Annotated in this window: 16 protein-coding genes and 1 pseudogene; 7 read left to right on the forward strand and 10 right to left on the reverse strand. The window is 42.5% G+C overall.

Features of this window, described 5'->3' with window-relative positions:
• The first annotated feature begins 257 nt into the window (after positions 1 to 257).
• From AC805_RS19900 to AC805_RS19910, 3 genes are all read left to right on the forward strand, one after another.
• Positions 258 to 572, forward strand: a complete 315-nt coding sequence (locus AC805_RS19900; protein WP_055077020.1) for a hypothetical protein — start codon at positions 258 to 260, stop codon at positions 570 to 572.
• Positions 573 to 769: 197 nt separating this feature from the next.
• Positions 770 to 1201 (forward strand): Spy/CpxP family protein refolding chaperone, encoded by a 432-nt coding sequence (locus AC805_RS19905; protein ID WP_055077021.1) that lies wholly within the window; start codon positions 770 to 772, stop codon positions 1199 to 1201.
• Positions 1202 to 1257: 56 nt separating this feature from the next.
• Positions 1258 to 1557 (forward strand): hypothetical protein, encoded by a 300-nt coding sequence (locus AC805_RS19910; protein WP_055077022.1) that lies wholly within the window; start codon positions 1258 to 1260, stop codon positions 1555 to 1557.
• A 278-nt stretch (positions 1558 to 1835) separates the two neighbouring features.
• Here AC805_RS19910 and AC805_RS19915 read toward each other — a convergent pair whose 3' ends face one another.
• The 4 genes and pseudogenes from AC805_RS19915 to AC805_RS19930 all read right to left on the reverse strand — a co-directional run bounded on the left by AC805_RS19915 (position 1836) and on the right by AC805_RS19930 (position 6383).
• Complete coding sequence (locus AC805_RS19915) at positions 1836 to 2327, reverse strand: type IV pilin-like G/H family protein (RefSeq protein ID WP_055077023.1); 492 nt, start codon at positions 2325 to 2327, stop codon at positions 1836 to 1838.
• A 131-nt stretch (positions 2328 to 2458) separates the two neighbouring features.
• A pseudogene (locus AC805_RS19920) lies at positions 2459 to 2674 on the reverse strand (Y-family DNA polymerase); the annotation flags it as partial.
• A gap of 39 nt (positions 2675 to 2713) precedes the next feature.
• A complete protein-coding gene (locus tag AC805_RS19925; protein WP_055077025.1) occupies positions 2714 to 5530 on the reverse strand; it encodes a protein kinase domain-containing protein in 2817 nt (938 codons plus the stop codon).
• Between the two features lie 406 nt (positions 5531 to 5936).
• Complete coding sequence (locus AC805_RS19930; protein WP_055077026.1) at positions 5937 to 6383, reverse strand: DUF29 domain-containing protein; 447 nt, start codon at positions 6381 to 6383, stop codon at positions 5937 to 5939.
• Between the two features lie 50 nt (positions 6384 to 6433).
• Here AC805_RS19930 and AC805_RS19935 point away from each other — a divergent pair, with 50 nt between their 5' ends.
• Complete coding sequence (locus AC805_RS19935) at positions 6434 to 6628, forward strand: hypothetical protein (protein WP_055077027.1); 195 nt, start codon at positions 6434 to 6436, stop codon at positions 6626 to 6628.
• Between the two features lie 6 nt (positions 6629 to 6634).
• Positions 6635 to 6958 carry a divalent-cation tolerance protein CutA gene (gene cutA, locus AC805_RS19940; protein WP_055077028.1) on the forward strand — a complete coding sequence of 108 codons (324 nt, stop codon included), beginning with the start codon at positions 6635 to 6637 and terminating at the stop codon, positions 6956 to 6958.
• On the opposite strand, the gene AC805_RS25810 is transcribed toward cutA, so the two are convergent.
• Entirely contained in the window at positions 6925 to 7101 is a 177-nt protein-coding gene (locus AC805_RS25810; RefSeq protein WP_156341493.1) for a hypothetical protein, read from the reverse strand. The genes cutA and AC805_RS25810 overlap by 34 nt on opposite strands.
• Before the next feature lie 136 nt (positions 7102 to 7237).
• Positions 7238 to 10024 carry a CHAT domain-containing protein gene (locus AC805_RS19945; RefSeq protein ID WP_055077029.1) on the reverse strand — a complete coding sequence of 929 codons (2787 nt, stop codon included), beginning with the start codon at positions 10022 to 10024 and terminating at the stop codon, positions 7238 to 7240.
• A 389-nt stretch (positions 10025 to 10413) separates the two neighbouring features.
• Here AC805_RS19945 and AC805_RS19950 point away from each other — a divergent pair, with 389 nt between their 5' ends.
• Entirely contained in the window at positions 10414 to 11727 is a 1314-nt protein-coding gene (locus AC805_RS19950) for an Nramp family divalent metal transporter (protein ID WP_055077030.1), read from the forward strand.
• Between the two features lie 72 nt (positions 11728 to 11799).
• On the opposite strand, the gene AC805_RS19955 is transcribed toward AC805_RS19950, so the two are convergent.
• From AC805_RS19955 to rplI, 4 genes are all read right to left on the reverse strand, one after another.
• A complete protein-coding gene (locus AC805_RS19955) occupies positions 11800 to 12243 on the reverse strand; it encodes an SH3 domain-containing protein (RefSeq protein ID WP_055077031.1) in 444 nt (147 codons plus the stop codon).
• 195 nt (positions 12244 to 12438) lie between these two features.
• Positions 12439 to 13635: an ATP phosphoribosyltransferase regulatory subunit gene (locus tag AC805_RS19960; RefSeq protein ID WP_055077032.1), complete on the reverse strand. Its 1197-nt coding sequence runs from the start codon at positions 13633 to 13635 to the stop codon at positions 12439 to 12441.
• 45 nt (positions 13636 to 13680) lie between these two features.
• Positions 13681 to 14859 carry a DnaJ domain-containing protein gene (locus tag AC805_RS19965; protein ID WP_055077033.1) on the reverse strand — a complete coding sequence of 393 codons (1179 nt, stop codon included), beginning with the start codon at positions 14857 to 14859 and terminating at the stop codon, positions 13681 to 13683.
• 362 nt (positions 14860 to 15221) lie between these two features.
• Complete coding sequence (gene rplI, locus AC805_RS19970; protein ID WP_055077034.1) at positions 15222 to 15683, reverse strand: 50S ribosomal protein L9; 462 nt, start codon at positions 15681 to 15683, stop codon at positions 15222 to 15224.
• A gap of 210 nt (positions 15684 to 15893) precedes the next feature.
• On the opposite strand from rplI, the gene AC805_RS19975 reads away from it, so the two are divergent.
• Positions 15894 to 17027 carry a FecR domain-containing protein gene (locus AC805_RS19975; RefSeq protein WP_055077035.1) on the forward strand — a complete coding sequence of 378 codons (1134 nt, stop codon included), beginning with the start codon at positions 15894 to 15896 and terminating at the stop codon, positions 17025 to 17027.
• The last annotated feature ends 209 nt before the right edge of the window (positions 17028 to 17236 follow it).

A 17236-nucleotide genomic window follows, 5' to 3' on the forward strand; every position in this document is an offset into this window, starting at 1 on the left:
TTTTATAGCTACAGTCACTTGAATTAGGACAAATCAAACCCCAAGAATTGACTGGCAGTGCGAAGCACCGCTAGTCAATTCTTGGGGTTTATGTCCTAGTACAATTGGCGATAGCTATAGTTGTGACGATCGCCCTATCGATCTAACCCATGCGATCGCAATCACACAAAATCATTAAAAATGTCACAGAACCGAACTGAACCCTAGCTTTTAGGAGCCTGTCTAAACCAGCGTAATCCACCCACAGGTTATCAATCATGAAGGTTTCAGCATTAGTATTACTCGCATCCACCGTAATCGGAACAGTAGCATTCAATCCAGCGATCGCCTCGGCGGGGGAAGTTTACAACCGTTTGGAACGCCAGCAAGATCGCATCGACAGCGGACTCAAGGACGGACAGCTTACAACTCAAGAAGCAACTCGCTTGCAAAATAGAGATGCCAGCATCAACCAACAACGCATCAACGATCTCAAACAGAACGGCGGTCACCTGACAAATCAAGAATACCGTCAACTCAACCGCGAAGAAAATGGCGTATCCCGCGCAATCTATCGCGAACGTCACGACTAGAAATAGATTCTGAATTTTTCCTCACTTTACTACGCAAGCACCATTACCCATCGGTAATGGTGCTTTTTTTGCGACAGCGATATCTATAACCTTTACCCGAAAGCATGAGATTGGTGAAAATATTGAACCTATATAAAACAATCGATTGTCTAAGCAGGTGTAAGCGATTAATAAACACCCTAAAGATAAACTCGATTATGTTGAACAACTTCAAGCGTATTTTCGCCGTTGTAATGCTATCCACAAGCCTAGGAAGCATCACCATTCCAAGCATTGTTTCTGCTCAATCAAATCCCGATCGAGGAACGCCAACCTCTACCCAGAACCATCGTGAAGGTGGATGGAAAAAGCTGAATTTGAGTGATGCTCAAAAACAACAGCTGAAGATGATCCGCGCATCTACAGCGCAGAAAGTACAGTCAGTTTTAACCGAAGAGCAACGTTCTAAAATTGCTACAGCAAAACAATCGGGCGATCGCAAAGGTGTATGGAAATCGCTGAATCTCACTGCCGACCAGAAGCAGCAAATTCATGACATCCGCAAGAGTTCCAGAGAGCAAAGCCTTGCTGTATTGACCCCAGATCAACGGACTCAACTGCAACAAATGAAGTCCGAACACAATCGCTAGCCAATCATCTTATCGCTTGTCTAAAAAGTTACAGAATTATTTTTAGGTATTAAGCCATGAAAGCTCAAACCATTTTATTATTATGCGCTACTGCCCTCGGTGCGATCGCTTTTCATCCATCGGCTGCTTCCGCAGATGTATCATTTAGCACTGGCAGTCAAGGAACCAGTATTAGTATAGGTACTCCACCAGTTTACCAACCTCCATTAGTTATCGAACAACGTCCAGTGATTGTCGAAGAGCATACACCTGAGTGGAGACGCAGGGAGGAGATGAGACTCAGAGAGGAAGCAAGGCTTAGGGAAGAGCGTCGCCTTGCCGAATTAAGAAGAGGACACGATCGTTACTATCGCTAGTTGAGAAGTTTCAAAACAACCTTGACGGGAATAGTTATACCAATTACCAAAAGTGTGGCTACACTTTTGGTAATTGAAAACCAAACCCAGTAAGGGTTTTAAAATCACAAAATGGCGTAGCCATTTTGTGATTTGGTATTAAGGTTGTTTTTGTGTCAAATAGAACTATGTAAAATTTGCTATTCCTAAATCACTGTGATAGCGATCGCATAGCAAACCTTGGTAGACTTGATGGCTCGATGATATCTGTATGAAAATCTTATTCTGGCAAGCTAGGGTTAAGGCTGGGGGCGATCGCAGTGGTCATGAATGAATTTACAATTTACAGAATGGACATCGCAGATTGAAGATTCAGTAGTTTTCTTCTTTGAGTCAGTTACGGTGACGACACCAACAAATGTATTAAGACCCACATAGCGATTCCAAGGAAAAATCAGAAATTCACCATATTCAAATTCTTTAATTGGCACTGCATAGGTATTGACAGTATTTTGCTCTTTTCTAGTGAAGTAACGATAGCGAGTTTCATTAAAATTAGTTTGATAAGATGCCAAATTGAGGCTATTGTCGAGAAAAGTATTGTTTTTAGAAAAATACTGTTCCTGTTCTCGATTAATTAGCTTTAGGACTTGCTTGGTTCCAGATTGTCTGGCTTTGTTAGGAAGGGATAGAATAATTGGTATGCAATGGATGATCCCAATTGCGAAGATGCCTAAAAAGATCGTTGCTAGCCAAGGAAACCCAAAAGCTTTTTTTTCTTGATGAAGCATGGTTTTAACGCGATCGCTTTTTATATGTAAGCAAAAAATCTAGAGATACTAATTACAAATGCAGATGTAGCTTAATATCTTTCATGCGGACGGGATAATAATTTTTAATCTGCTTATCCGTTCCAGTTTATAAGGACTTGATAGACCCGATGGCTCAGATCGCCATACAGTTCGTAATTCGATGATAGAGCGATCGCTCCTGCGTTTTGAAGCTGATTTTTATATTTGTGGTAGGGTACGCCCATCGGGATACCCAGCACTTTAGCTTCGTGCGATCGCGCTACGATACAGCCATCATTATTCGCCAGCACGACTACGGGCTTACCCTCAAGGGATGGGTCAAAAATCGCTCGCCGCTAACGTATAGCTACAGTCGGACAAATACATTATTTCATTGGAGACATTTGAGCAAAATGTTCTAGCAACAAGCGATGGATAAAGATATAGCCACCGCCAACCTTTTGCAAGAAAATGAGTTGCGTTGCATAGTTGAGAAAGTGAGTGAAATTCCAAGGAATATAGCGATTTTGATAGAGTACTAAACGCAATATAAAATGTTGGAGACATGCTAATCCAGCAGGGGAGAATAATCCGAACAATATTCCAATTAATATGCCAAATGTAGGCGAACGAAAACCTACTTGACCGGCAACAATCCCCAAGGTAATCGACCCAATAATAGTAAAAAATAGAGAGTTTTGAAGAGATCTCCGAATCCCTTGATTTGGTGCTGTATTGGTTTCAATCGTTGGACCTGCAAGACCTTGTAGCAGGATAAAAATTAAACCAGTACCCAAACCACCTAAACCGTAGCTTAAGTTCTGAATCAGAGAAGGGGTAGCCCAATGAAGACTAAAACTTACAAAATTAATTCCTAAAAACAAAAGTATTCCTACACTTAGTCCTACTTGTAATCCAACAATGATGGTATTTTTAGCTTTTTTAAAAGACCATTTGAGGGTTTCTACAGTCTGGATCTCAATTTGAACTAGTCCTAAAATAACTCCAGCAATTAGACCGCCTCCAATTCCCAAGAAAATCCCGCCAACTAATCCAGTTTGTATGTCAAATAACAACCCTAAATTTATACCAGTAACCAGACCAATAGAAGCTGCCCCAAACAAGCCTAAGCATATTGAATAAATCCACTTTTTGTGAATTGAATTCAACCAATCAGGTTGAATTCGTTCGATTAGAAATACAGTTTGCGACCTAATTAATAATTGCTTAGCAAGCCAAGACAGCCAAAATATAGTTTTTTCTTTGCTATATTCTCTTGGCAAGATCTGGCGATCGAACATTCTTTGAATATAAGTGTCAAACAAATGCTTTCTGCGCTCTTCAATAGACTCTTGGGCTTGTAGTAATATTTCAGAATTTAGATCTTGATAGGCTAAAGTCATAATACTCAGTAGAAGAGGCGATCGAACCAATTCCTGCAAGGTTTCATCGGTACGAATGGCAATTGATACTCCTTCTAGATTTGAACCCGTACTAATTAGATATCGATCCACTTGTTCAAAGGTAAGCGGTTGAATACAAATAGCTCCTTGTAACCTGAGACGATGAGAGAGAGATTTATAGTCTTCAATCCGACTGCAAACAATAAGTTCTGTTTGCCCCTTGGACTGCGTAAATTGATTCAAGGCTTGGACGCACATATCTCGTCTTTTGATGCTGACTTCATCTAAACCATCCAATAACAGAAATAGCTGCTGTGTCTCAATCCAGCTTTTACCAATCTCCTTAGCAACTTGATACTTAATATGTAATTCCTGAATCAGCCAATCCGCAATACTCTGCTTTTCATTTGTCCAAGATGATAGATTAAACACGACTGGAATTAACTTATTGACATCTTTTTCAGATTCAGCTATCAGATCGCGAGCAAGCTCAAGTAAGGTAGTAGTCTTTCCTGAACCGGGATCGCCTAATATCAATAGCGATCGCCCAGCCCCCATTTCATGCAGTTTATCTAAGATTTTTGTACCCAATGGCAATGCTTGAGCCAACTGTTCTTCAGTCTGCAAAACTACCGACCAAGGACGCTCTACTGCAAAAGATCGTTCTTCTAATCCTAAAGAAATCAATACTTTGCTGTGTAAAGAAGTTTCTAAAACGCCTTTAATCCAGAAGTTTTTTACCTTATTAAGCAGAATTTGGCGATTGCGATATTCTTGTCGATCGATTTGGATATTGGGAAACTTTTCTTTCTTGGGTAGAGATAATTCTTTTGTCTCTAGAATTAAAGTAGACTGTTGTGACTGATGAGTGGAATTATCTTGAGATTTATTGCTCGAAAGAATAGTTGACCGATTTGAAGTCTCACCATCAGTTTTACTAATTAGCTGCTCTAAAGTTTTTAGAGCTGAGCTTGCGTTTTCATAACGCTGACGATAGTCGTAGCGCACCATGCGATCGAGAATATTAGCAAGCCTCGAACTAATCGTCACCGATTCCAGACCCTTTTCTGCTAATGCCCTGCTGCATAAACTCCAACTGTATTCACCCGATTGTGTATCTTTAGGAAACTGCTTTGGTAGCATCCCCGTCAGGACTTGGAAGCAAAGCATCCCGACTGCATATATGTCGCTACTAAAATGCGGCTGTCCCGAAATCTGTTCGCTCGGCATATAACCTGGGGAACCCACTGCTACAGTATTACTGCTGGTTTGGCTAGAAGGGTTGGTTATTTGGACATTGACTCTTTTTACCGCACCAAAATCAATTAAGACAATCTTACGATCTCGATCTCGCCTAATCAGGTTTGATGGCTTGATATCGCGATGAATTACATTTTGCTGATGTACAAAGGAAAGCACTTGCAAGATATCTCGCAAAAGTTCGATCGCTTCTACTTCACTCATGCGCTTACCCCCCGCAAGTTCGTCTTCTAAAGTTATTCCTTCGATCAATTCTTGTACTAGATAGAATTCGTTATCTTGCTCGAAATGTGCCATTAAACGCGGGATCTGCTCGTTGCGATCGCCTAACTTATAAAGAGTTTCTGCTTCTTGGTTAAATAGGCGCTTGGCGATTTCGAGCGTACCAGAGTCATCAATTTTTGGCTTTAGTTGCTTGACGACGCAGAGAGAATTATTCGGTAAATGTAGATCTCTGGCTAGAAATGTCTGACCAAATCCACCGCCGCCTATGCGTTTAACGATCTGGTAGTGTCCTGCTAGGGTCGTCGGGATTTCCATATATCTATTTTAATTTAGGTGTTTGCTAATCATTACCATCACTTTGAGCAGTTACAAAAGGTAAGTTAAGTTATAAAACCATTACCAAAAGCCCAGTCACTCAAACAATTGCAATTGAGTAGAATCGTTCAGCCATTACACCATCCTTGAGGCTAAATCAAGATTTTATCCTTTGATTCAGACGATCAGTCAATTTTCTAACAAACAAGCGATCGCTACCCTCGGAAATTATTATTTGTCTTGATTCCTGTCGAACTAATTCACCTTGGAACCGACGAAACCTTATGCATAAAGTATTTAATTGTATCTCTTCTCGGACTTGGTTCTCAATGTCAAAATTAGTATGTCGCCAACTTCCCGCGTTAGCTTGCGTTGCGGAGCAAATCGCAGTCCATTTCATATTGTTTTAATCCAAATCCTTATCTATACCAGTAGGAAAACCTAAGTCCAAAATTTGCTCGATGGTGTAAGGACAGTCTTTTGGTAAATCTTTAGAATCGATAGAAGTTTCAAGAATCACAAGGTACAAAGCCGCCCCGTAACTATCATTAATGATTTCATTGAGATTATCTTTAAGACTAGGACTATCTCGTAATATCCAGAGAATTTCTCGACGTTCGCTGTCAATTGTCACTTGCCAAAGTTTACTACGTTCTTGTGGTAGTAGATCCCACTTTAATAAGTGACCGAGTAAGACATTAAAATGGGTTCTTAGCTCTTTACGTTCATGCCTCCCCAACGATGCAATCTCTTCGGCTAGGTTTTTTGAATCTAGCCCTTCCAATTCAATCGATCGTAGTAGTTTAGACTGCTCTACTGTCCATCGATAAAAATCTTCCTGATATAAGCCCATATTTAGTGTTTCCTTAAACTATCCCCATTTTCCATTAGAACCATTCATTCATGGAACTAAAATCCGCTAGACCCAAATCAAAACTCAGATATCTACGCCTGTTATTTTTCATCCCTGCGATCGCCGCATTGGGAGTGATGGGCTATTGTATCTGGCAGATATTTCCTTGGTTTGTAGCAATGGCGATCGCTGGACCGATCGCTAGTTATTCGATTTTGCAGATTATTCCACTGTTTTTAAAGTAAGTACTCATGCCTAACTCAGAACTGATAGTCGTTATGATGACCGCTCCCGATCTCAATCTTGCCAATGACATTGCCAAAATGCTTATCGAAGAAAAACTTGCTGCTTGCGTTCAGGTATTGCCCGCTATGACATCTACCTATATCTGGGATGGGCAACTATGCCAAGAATCAGAGCATCTAGTTTTAATCAAAACCCTAGCAAACAAATATGAATCACTGGTAGCTAGATTGACTGCTCTACATCCTTATCAAGTACCCGAAATTATTGCTATACCAGCGATCGCAATTGAGCAAAATTATTTACTCTGGGCAAAATCTATTTTGATGTAAACCAAAAAGCGATCGCCTTTTGCGGAGGTGCGATCGCTAGTTATTCGATTTTGCAGATCTTTCCACTGTTTGTTAAATGAAATAGGCGATCGCTTAGTGACGGAATAGTTTGAAAGCAAGCCGTGATATCTTTTTATTTTCATCCGTTCTAGTGGAAACTTGATTTTAACTTTCCACTAGAACCGAAAAAGTGCGATTTCAACGACAGACAAAAATGAGAGATAACTTTTTATATTGCCTGTGGCGATTGCCTATAGGTGCAAGCAAAGGCTATAAAAATTACAAACCATTCCCGATCGCGAAAAATGCCGACCAATAATTAGGATGATTGTAATTTTGCGATTTGATGAGAGAAACTTGGGCACGGCGTAATGCTTCCGCAATCGGAACATCGCCTTTTTGTAACTCGCCATAAAATGCATCCATTAGTGCTTGCGTACCCGCATCATCTACTTTCCAGAGTGAGGCGATTGCCACTCTTGCACCTGCGGCTTGCATCTGATAACCCAAACCAAGTATTTCCACACCTGTACCCAATTTCTTGCCGAGTCCAGTCTGACAAGCGCTTAGTACGACTAGATCGACATTTTTTAAGCGCCAATCTTGCAGTTCGCGTATGGTTATTTTGCTACTGTCTCCAAAAAGAATGAAAGAGTCTTCAGGCTTACCCGTGGAAAGTTCGCCATGAGTTGCTAGATGCAGAATATTATGGGAGTCTGCTTTGATTTCGATTGCTTCTTTCGTGAAGGCGGATTCAATGAGGGTAGTAGTATTTGGAAAGCGATCAGCGATATGACGAACTTCGGTGATCGTGGCGGGTAGGCTTACAAAGCCAGCAATTTTTTGATTGGGTTTGCCGCCAAATGCTCCTGCAAGAATGTGGGGTTGTGAAATAGATTGTCGATTAAGTGCTGTAAGCGATTCGGAAGTGATGTTATTGACTCGATATTTTTCGGCTAACCACTGTTTGCCATCGTAGAGTCCAGCGAGGGGAATGTAGCGCAGTTGTCCGTCGGGGGCATAAATGATTGTATCGGTGTCTAGTTGTTTGAGTTCGGTTTCAAATGGTCGAATTAAATAGTTATAGAGCTTTTGAGCGGTTTTTTTGATGTCTTGCGAGCTTGTGTCTTGCGCGTCCGAACGAAAATCGGAAATTGCTTGATTTAGTTCTTCGCGTTTGATCTTGATAGTGCGACGCAATGGTGGGATTTTGCTATTGATGAGAATTAGTTCTAGGCGATCATCGAGGATGAGGGGATAAAGGAGGACTGCGTTAGGATACAGGGATAAAACGTCTTTTTGGAGTTTGCGATAGCTGTTGAGTTTGATATTTTGGTCTTCTACTCGGTGAAGTTGATCGATCAGTTGCTTAATTTCGGGATTATCAAGGAAAGCGTTAAATTGTTTGTTTTGGTCTTTTTCAGTTTGTACGAGTTGAGAGAGGCGTTGTTTCTCTGGCTCGCTGAGTTTATTCTCACGATCTTTTTGCTGGAGGGCATTGAGTTCGCTGGTGAGGGCAATAATGTTTTGTTCGGGGAGTTGGAGGTCAACGCCTTGGGCGGTTTCGTTGTTACCGCGCACTGTTTTGAGATAGTTACTAAGCTCTTGAACCTTGAGGAGGTCGAGGACTTGTTGCGCTTCGAGGATACGGTCTTGTTTGAGTAAGAGATTAGCAAGATTGCGATAAGTGTCTTCTACAGAGTATAGATAAGATTTTTGTTCTTCTTTGCTAAGTCCGCGTATGTCTTTACGAATAGATTCGCGGATATTTACCGATTGTTTGTAAAAGAGAATGGCTAGTTCTGATTGTCCAAGTTTGGAGAATAGGTTGCCAAAACTATTTAGCGTTTCTGCATCACCTTCTCTAGAATCAATTCTTTTAAAAACTTCTAAAGACCTCTGATAGTAATCAATCGCTTTTTTGTTTTGTCCTAATAAACTATAAACAATACCTAAATCTTTAAATAGTTCACCTATTTCATAGTTAGCCCCAAGATACTTATTCAGCTCAAAAATACCTAAAGATTGTTGATAGTAGTCAATTGCCTTTTGGTAATTTCCTATATCTTTATATGAACGACCAAGTCCCCATAGGGCATCTCCTTCCATATATAAATCATTTAATTGCTTTGCTATTACAATAGATTGTTGAAAATAGTCAATCCCTTTTTTGTATTGCCCTAGTGAATTATATACAAAACCTAGAGAGATAAGTAAACTCCCTTCATTATAGCGATTTTCTGTTTTCTTAATAATGTCTAATGATAGCTGATAGTAGTCAATCGCTTTTTGGAATAATCCAAGATGTCCATACACATTACCAATAGAACTCAGTGAGTTTCCTTGACTATCGAGATCTCCAGTCTGTTTGGAAATTGCTAAAGATTGCTGTTGGTAATCAATTGCTTTTTGATAATATCCTAAGGAATCATATGCAATTCCAAGAACAATTAGTGAATCTACTTCTTCTTTGCGATTATTGATTTGATGACCGATCACTAAAGATTGCTGTTGGTAGTCAATTGTTTTGTTGTAATCCCCAATTAAATAGAAAGTCAAACCTAACTTATAAAGTGTATTTGCTTCATCTTTGCGATCACCAATTAGCTTGGCGAGCATTATAGCCTGCTGATAATAGGTAATTCCTTTCTGGAAATCTCCTAAATTACTGTAGACATATCCATGACCAATAAGAGCTTTTACTTCTCCAATAAGATCTCCTAATTGTTTGGATATAGTTAATGCTTGCTGATAGAATTCAAGTGCTGTTTTATACTGTCGTAGATTTCCATATGTATCTCCCAGACCTTGTAGAGAAATTATTTCACTCTTTTTCTCTTTGATTAGTCGACACAAAATTAATGCTGATTGATATGACTTTGCTGCCTCCTGATAATGACTCCTCTCAAATTGTTCCTTACCTAGCTCGACTAATTTATCTGCTTCCGCCTTTATATCTTGTACTGTCTGAACCTGAGCATTAACAAATTGTAAATTGGGAGATGTACCTAATCCAAAAATACCAGTTATCAAAGAAATCACAACCGAGTAAAAACGCGAAGCCATAGCAAATACCTCATATTTCCTCTGACGAGGGGTAGTTTTCACTATATAGTCCACTCCATAAACTTCTTGAGGATTTCTCAATGAACTAAAGTAGTGAAACCATCTCCAATTTAGTCTAAACTCCCGTTAGTGAATCGATCACCAGATAAACTTTAACAAACCAAAAAGCGATCGCCTTTTGCGGAGGTGCGATCGCTAGTTATTCGATTTTGCAGATCTTTCCACTGCAATAAGTTTTACTTAATGACAATGGATAACACTGGAATAAGGCTTGCGGGGGTAGGCGTATTGACGGTTATGCTGGGACAAAAAGATAACGAGAAAAGTAAGAATGAGAAACAAGTGGTATAAACTAGATTGTGAAACGATTATGAAACGTTAGTTTGAAAATGTCCATGTTGGATCGACCCCAAAGTTTGCCAGAAGTCCATCGAACGATCTCCATTCCCCAGCGAGGCTTTTGGCGTAAGCTGCTTGCTTATGCGGGACCTGGGTACTTAGTTTCCGTAGGCTATATGGATCCTGGCAACTGGGCGACGGATATTGCAGGCGGATCGAAATTTGGCTATACATTGCTCAGCGTCATTATGTTGTCAAATTTAATGGCGATCTTGCTGCAATCCTTATGCGTCCGTTTGGGGGTTGCCACAGGACGCGATCTCGCCCAAGCTTGTCGGGATTATTTCAGTCCTAGGGTGAGCTTGGTGCTCTGGGTATTGTGCGAACTCGCGATCGCCGCCTGCGATCTTGCTGAACTATTGGGGAGTGCGATCGCTTTGCAACTGCTTTGGGGGATACCGCTGGTTTGGGGGGTATGCATTATGGCTCTAGATGTCATTATCTTACTGCTCCTGCAAAGCAAGGGATTTCGCTATGTTGAAGCCTTGGTGATTACCCTTGTCGCCACGATCGCGGGCTGCTTTATTGCCCAAATTATTTTTGCCCGTCCCGATTTGGGGAGCATTCTTACGGGGTTTATTCCTGATCGTGAGATCTTACAAAACACAGAAATGCTCTATATTGCTGTGGGAATTTTGGGAGCAACGGTGATGCCCCACAATCTCTATTTGCATTCGGCGATCGTGCAAACTCGCGCTTGGGAAGCAACCTCAGAAAAAAAGTGGGAAGCGATTAAGTTTGGCACGATCGACTCAACCTTAGCGTTATCGCTCGCCCTCTTTATCAATGCGGCAATTCTCATAGTTGCGGCTGCTACTTTTCATACTAATGGGTATCAGGATGTTGCCGAGATTGAGGATGCCTATCGATTACTTTCGCCTTTATTAGGAGTGGGCGCAGCTAGTGCTATCTTTGGCTTTGCTTTGTTAGCTTCGGGACAAAGTTCGGCTTTAACGGCGACCTTGGCAGGTCAGATTGTGATGGAAGGTTTTTTACACTTGCAATTACCTCCTTGGTTGCGTCGCCTCGCCACCCGACTCCTTGCCGCGATCCCTGCTTTAATCGCGATCGTCATTTTTGGTGAAAAAAGTACGGGACAACTGCTGCTATTGAGTCAGGTTGTGCTGAGCTTGCAGCTTTCCTTTGCCGTAGTCCCTTTAGTGATGTTTACTAGCGATCGCCGTTTGATGGGTGAGTTTGTCAATCCTCGTTGGCTCAAGATCGTGGCTAGTGCCATAGCCATCATTATTGCTAGTTTAAATATCTGGTTAATCATCCAGACTGTTCAGGGATGGCTGTCATAATCTTTGTGGCGCAAACCCAAGAAGCCAAGTGGCGCTTAGCGCCACTTGGCTTCTTGGGTCTATATTCCTTGGCTACTCTTTGGTGATATTGCCAATTCTTACCCAGCCTTCTTCTTTGGTGCTTTCGTTGCGGACGTAAACCCATTCGCGATCGGGGGTTTCTCTCATGACCGCTACCTTCGTGTTATAGTCAGCGCCGCCCACATTTTTGGCTGACTGACTGGGATCGGCACGAAATACTAGTCCAATGCTGGCATTTACTTTTCCTAAATATTTGGCATCATTGGGTTTGGGCTTAGCTTTATAGGTTGGTTGGGGCATCACTGGTACTTTGATCTCGGCGATCGGCGATGTGGGGACGGGTGCAGCCTTTAAATCATTGGTAAAAGTGGGTCTTTGGGGATGTCTTTGATAAGGCAAAATGATGTAGTACCAGCCCACCACAATAATTGACGCAATTAGCCCTAAGCTAAACGCTAAACTTGTCCCCGATTTTGCAGTCTCTGGAAATCTCATTCACGCGCACCTAATCAATATCAAAATCTCTAGCAAAATAGATGATTGAGTGAATAGATTACCCTAAGTTCTTCAAATTGAATAGAGATTTTTGCATGAAGCGATCGCAATGGAACATGATATAGCTGTTGCAATTAAATATAAAACCCCAAAATATTCAGCTCACGCGTAGCGTGAGCTGAATATTTTGGGGTTTTAATTGAGGGTTTCTGAGACGATCACGCCATCGCTACTAACCCATGCAATTTTAGGAATGCCTCGCGATCGCGCTTGGTCGCGAACGTCCTCAACCGCGCGAAACTGCAACTCTAATTCAACGGCTTCGAGATCGGCTGACTGCCGCAACTGCGCGGCATGGGCAAAGGCCGCCTGAACCGCATCGGGTTCCTTCGCCACCACCAAATAACTGGAATTTGTGAGGGTTTGGGGTAATCGCGACTGTAAAGCCTGTTGCAGTTCTTCAAGGTTAAGACAGAAACCGATGCTAGGGTAGCTGACATTTTGAGGGTGATAAACCCCAAGAAGGCGATCATAACGACCGCCTTGGGCGATGACATAATTATCGCAAGCAACTTCAAACACGATCCCCGTGTAATAGTCAAAGGTTTGCATAAAGCTGAGATCGAGGATTAAGCGATCGCTATTGCCCCCCGTACTTTCCCATAGATCGATTAAGGATTTCAGGTAATTAATTTCCCCAGTCAGTCCCGATGTCCATGCACTAGTGGACAAACGACTCAACAGATCCTTGGGCTTGCCGCGCAAGTCGATGAGTTCGATCGCATAGCCTTTAACTTCGGCAGGCAAATCCATTTCGGCAATAGCAATGCGATCGAGGTTCGCAAGGCATTGACGTACCTTGGCACGATACTGTTCTGGTAAGAGATCGAGTAATGCGGTCGTCAGTCTGGCATCGCCGAGGATAATTTGCCAATTTTGCAGCTCTAAGCGATCGAGACTTTCGGCTAAAAGCATCAGAATTTCACCGTCAGCCATTAGCCCTGAAGCGCCGAGCAGTTCTACCCCTGCTTGAAATGATTCTTCAGAAGTATGATTGGCTCTGCGCCGAAATACATTGGCATTGTAATAAATGCGCTGTGGACAGGTTGCCACATGGCTCCCCAAACGAGCTGCGTAGGCTCTAGCGATCGAGGCAGTAAATTCGGGACGCAATCCTAAAATATCGGTATTGTTGCAAGGCAGTTGGATGACAGATTCGGGATCGACAGCTCCACCTGCGGTAAGCGATCGCAAATGTTCGATCGTGGGGGTAATGATGCGTTGATAACCCCATAACTGAAAAACTTGTTGAATGCGGCTTTCGATCCAACGCTTTTGAGCAACGTCTAGGGGAAGTAAATCTTTTGCGCCAGTCGGCAGTTGATGCACCATACAATTCTCTCAGTCTTCGCCTTTTATCGTACCGTAGTTCTAATTCTATTTGTCATTATCTGTCCAACCTAAAAGATTGGAGAGCCAGCCCCGTTTTTGGGGCGGTGGAAGAGGGGACTTGGGGGTTACGGGAGCATCGGGCTTGGGGTTGGTGCTTTTATTGTTTTTATTATTGTTTTTAGGGGGGATGCTGGGAGGCGCAGGATTATTAACCTCCTGCATATGTTTTAGGGCTAATGGTTCTTGCGGATTAAGCTGTAGCGATCGCCTCAAGCTCATTTTTGCCATTTGCAGTTGATTGATATTGATATAGACCACTCCGAGCATGGCGTGGCATTGACTGTTATTTTTATCGAGTTGCAGAATTTCTCGCAAATCCTTAAGCGCCGATTTCCAATCTCCCTGACTCATGTAAATTTCGCAAATCTTGAGGCGATCGGCGATCTCGCTATTATCATTGTTTTCAATTCTGGTCTGAATTACGGTATCATCGGACTCCGCTTGCCGATTAATAGGGGGCTGATAGGAATAGGGAGAGGGATTCGCATAACTGGGCTTGGGAGGCGGTGCAGGATAGCTTGCGGTATAGGGTTTATTCTTAGGTGGCGGTATAACCTTAGGCTGGGGTATAGGTGGGGGGGGATTACTGGGAGCACCATAAGAGCTGGTGTTTTGGGTCGCAGACATTGGCGCGAGTACGGGTGGCATATTTACGGCTCCGTACTGATATCCCTCTTTGTAGAGAATGTAAACTAGATTTAGTTCGCTGATCTGTCCTGTATATTCCAAGATATTTGCGAGCGATTGATACTGCACCTTGGCAATCATCGAGACCGATCGCTCATAAAAACCATCGCTAGGAGCCATCATTAACTCGCAGGCAATCTTAGAATGGATGGGCACATTACGGGATTTTTGCATTAAGCGCTTGGCAAGAAGCTGAAAGATCCCTTGATAGGCTTTGCGTTCTTCCTCTTGCATCAAAACGTTATAGGCGGGATTAACAAGCTTGGCTAAATATTGGGTAGCAACTTCTTTTTCTTCGGGGGCAAATCCATAAACATCAGGGTGCAATATACGAGCAATACTCAAATAGACATGACGAATATAAACAGGACTGCTAATGATTGGTAGTCCCAAAGCCGCATAGTAGTCATGATTAAACTGACTAATGCCTCGATCAATGCGGATAAACTGTTGCCTTGGCTGTTTGGGCTGATTCATGTTCGCTCGCTATGACCATGTCTGGATAATGGTGGCGATCTGATGATTTATTTAATACTTATACCAACTAAACCCCAAAAAACCCAAATCTATCCCAAAATCTATATATAGCAGTAGCCAGTCTTGTTACTCCCTTCCCAGTGAAAAATTAGACGTTGCGGCGCTTCGCGCCGCAACGTCTAATTTTTCACTGGGAAGGGAGTAGGACAAAATTAAAACCCAAGGTCGTGTTGCCGCGCTCTGCGCGGCAACACGACCTTGGGTTTTATGTCCTGATACAGTTGGCGGTAGCTATAAAAAAGGCAGCAAAAAAAGGCAGTAAAAAAAGGGCGACGCATTGCGCCGCCCTTTTTTTAGTTAAATTATTCGGGAATAACTTGGATCTTGATTGTTGCGGTGACTTCAGAATGAAGCTTAATCGAAACATCAAAAGTACCTGTTTGATTGATTTCAGGGATTGTAATATCACGGTGATCGATTTCTAGCATCGACTTTGCGGTAATCAACTGAGCAACTTCGCGATCGGTCACAGTTCCAAAGATCGCATTACCTTCACCAACTTTTTTCTTGATAATAAAACCGCCAATGGTCGAGAGCGCAGTCTTACGGCTTTCAGCTTCTTGACGAATGGCAATCAAACGTTGACGTTCGACTTCCTTCCGTCTTTCAACTTCTTTAACCACACCTGAGGTAGCACGAATAGCTAAACCCTGAGGGATGAGAAAATTTTGAGCATAACCCGGTGCCACCGATACTAAGTCGCCGAGTTTACCTAATTTTGTAACATTTTTGGTCAGCATGACCTGCAAATTACTCTTTGCCATGTGCTTTTGACTCTTATTCGTTTGAAGATAGATTGAGATCCATGAAAGTCTGCCATCAGCATTCTTTCATCAATCATAGTTAGAATTACTGATAGCTATGGTCAAACAACGATGTTAGAACTAATATGTATATATTAGAATTTACGGTTTTAACCAGACTTTCTAGTATAGCGAAAAAACTGGCTTTGTAGACTCTACAAAAAATTTACGATGCAGCGTTGGCAGTTATCTAAAATCTCTGGACGAATTTTGTCTCTTTTCGTCTTATCTCTAGGAGCTGTAATGCTGCCTAGTTGTACTTTTAATCAGCCAGCTAAACCTTTTAGCTCTGAGGCTTTACCGACGGAAGCGATCGCCGAAATTAGTGAAATTCGCAGTTTTCCAGTGCGGGTTAAATACATCAACTCCAATGCCCCCAGACCTGCAACCGTTGGTGTACCCCTCAAAGTAAATGAAAGCGTCAGTACCGAAGATTCCTCAACTGCCCAAGTAACTTTACGCAGTGGGGCAATTATTCGCATTGGTGGGCAATCGAGTCTAACCCTCAAACCCCAAAATCAGGTTGAATTTAACAACGGACGTTTGTTGGCATGGGCCGCCAAAGATAGTCAAGCCCCCGCTCAAATCCAAACTCCCTTTGGTGAAATTTCTAGCAATGATGGCACTTTATACGTAGAAATTCCTGCCAAGGCAGCAGAGGATCGTCGGGTAATTGCCCTAGATGGGACGGTTACAGTTTTGTTAAAAAACACTTCCGAAATTGTAACGCTTGGTAAGGGTGAAGAGATTAGCATCAAAGCTAACGGCAAGGCAACGCCCCCCAAACGCCTTGACAAAGAAAGTATTGCCAAAAGCATTGCCAATAATTCACTTATCTTTGGGTTTAGCACTCAGTTGGCTAGCCTGCCCCAAATTACATCGGAATTTGGCGTAGCGGCTTCTGTCAAGGAAGCAAGCAAAATCGAGTTTCGTCGCTCTGACTTACCCAAGCCTAGCGAAAGCCCGAATCGCAACAAGGTTACCTATACTTCTGGTGCTGCTAATAGCGATCGCAGCGATCGTCGTGATGATAAACCCGAACGCCCAAAGGAAGATACCACAGCGGCTAAAACCACTGAAACGCCATCGCCCAATGCGACCAGCAGTCCTGCACCTGCGAATAATACTAACCCTACGCCCGAACCTCAACCCCAAAAGACTACACAACCCTCTACTGTAACCACTAACCCTGTAGTAACTCCCGTAGAGCCCCCACCCCAACAACCCGCTCCTCTAGAGCCACCACCACAGCCCGTCCAGCCCGAAGTTCCCCCTTCTTCGACTGCTCCTAAAACCAAGCCTTAACTAGATCCTTAGATTTAAAACCATAGGTATAGAGCCTTAGATACTCCCTTCCCAGTGAAAAATTAGACGTTGCGGCGCTTCGCGCCGCAACGCTAATTCTTGGTTTTTAATGTCTAATTTTATAGCGGGAAGGGAGTAACGTCATTTAGCCTTAAATGGGGATAAAACTAAAATTGGTGTGGCGATCGCAAGCTCTTGTGTTAACATCT

The organism is Pseudanabaena sp. 'Roaring Creek', assembly GCF_001402795.1.
GTDB lineage: Bacteria > Cyanobacteriota > Cyanobacteriia > Pseudanabaenales > Pseudanabaenaceae > Pseudanabaena.

What these genes read in the sequence shown, in the direction of transcription:
- AC805_RS19900 (WP_055077020.1), top strand. Translation starts at nt 258, where the DNA reads ATGAAGGTTTCAGCATTAGTATTACTCGCATCCACCGTAATCGGAACA.
- AC805_RS19905 (WP_055077021.1), top strand. Translation starts at nt 770, where the DNA reads ATGTTGAACAACTTCAAGCGTATTTTCGCCGTTGTAATGCTATCCACA.
- AC805_RS19910 (WP_055077022.1), top strand. Translation starts at nt 1,258, where the DNA reads ATGAAAGCTCAAACCATTTTATTATTATGCGCTACTGCCCTCGGTGCG.
- AC805_RS19915 (WP_055077023.1), bottom strand. Translation starts at nt 2,327, where the DNA reads ATGCTTCATCAAGAAAAAAAAGCTTTTGGGTTTCCTTGGCTAGCAACG.
- AC805_RS19925 (WP_055077025.1), bottom strand. Translation starts at nt 5,530, where the DNA reads ATGGAAATCCCGACGACCCTAGCAGGACACTACCAGATCGTTAAACGC.
- AC805_RS19930 (WP_055077026.1), bottom strand. Translation starts at nt 6,383, where the DNA reads ATGGGCTTATATCAGGAAGATTTTTATCGATGGACAGTAGAGCAGTCT.
- AC805_RS19935 (WP_055077027.1), top strand. Translation starts at nt 6,434, where the DNA reads ATGGAACTAAAATCCGCTAGACCCAAATCAAAACTCAGATATCTACGC.
- cutA (WP_055077028.1), top strand. Translation starts at nt 6,635, where the DNA reads ATGCCTAACTCAGAACTGATAGTCGTTATGATGACCGCTCCCGATCTC.
- AC805_RS25810 (WP_156341493.1), bottom strand. Translation starts at nt 7,101, where the DNA reads ATGAAAATAAAAAGATATCACGGCTTGCTTTCAAACTATTCCGTCACT.
- AC805_RS19945 (WP_055077029.1), bottom strand. Translation starts at nt 10,024, where the DNA reads ATGGCTTCGCGTTTTTACTCGGTTGTGATTTCTTTGATAACTGGTATT.
- AC805_RS19950 (WP_055077030.1), top strand. Translation starts at nt 10,414, where the DNA reads ATGTCCATGTTGGATCGACCCCAAAGTTTGCCAGAAGTCCATCGAACG.
- AC805_RS19955 (WP_055077031.1), bottom strand. Translation starts at nt 12,243, where the DNA reads ATGAGATTTCCAGAGACTGCAAAATCGGGGACAAGTTTAGCGTTTAGC.
- AC805_RS19960 (WP_055077032.1), bottom strand. Translation starts at nt 13,635, where the DNA reads ATGGTGCATCAACTGCCGACTGGCGCAAAAGATTTACTTCCCCTAGAC.
- AC805_RS19965 (WP_055077033.1), bottom strand. Translation starts at nt 14,859, where the DNA reads ATGAATCAGCCCAAACAGCCAAGGCAACAGTTTATCCGCATTGATCGA.
- rplI (WP_055077034.1), bottom strand. Translation starts at nt 15,683, where the DNA reads ATGGCAAAGAGTAATTTGCAGGTCATGCTGACCAAAAATGTTACAAAA.
- AC805_RS19975 (WP_055077035.1), top strand. Translation starts at nt 15,894, where the DNA reads ATGCAGCGTTGGCAGTTATCTAAAATCTCTGGACGAATTTTGTCTCTT.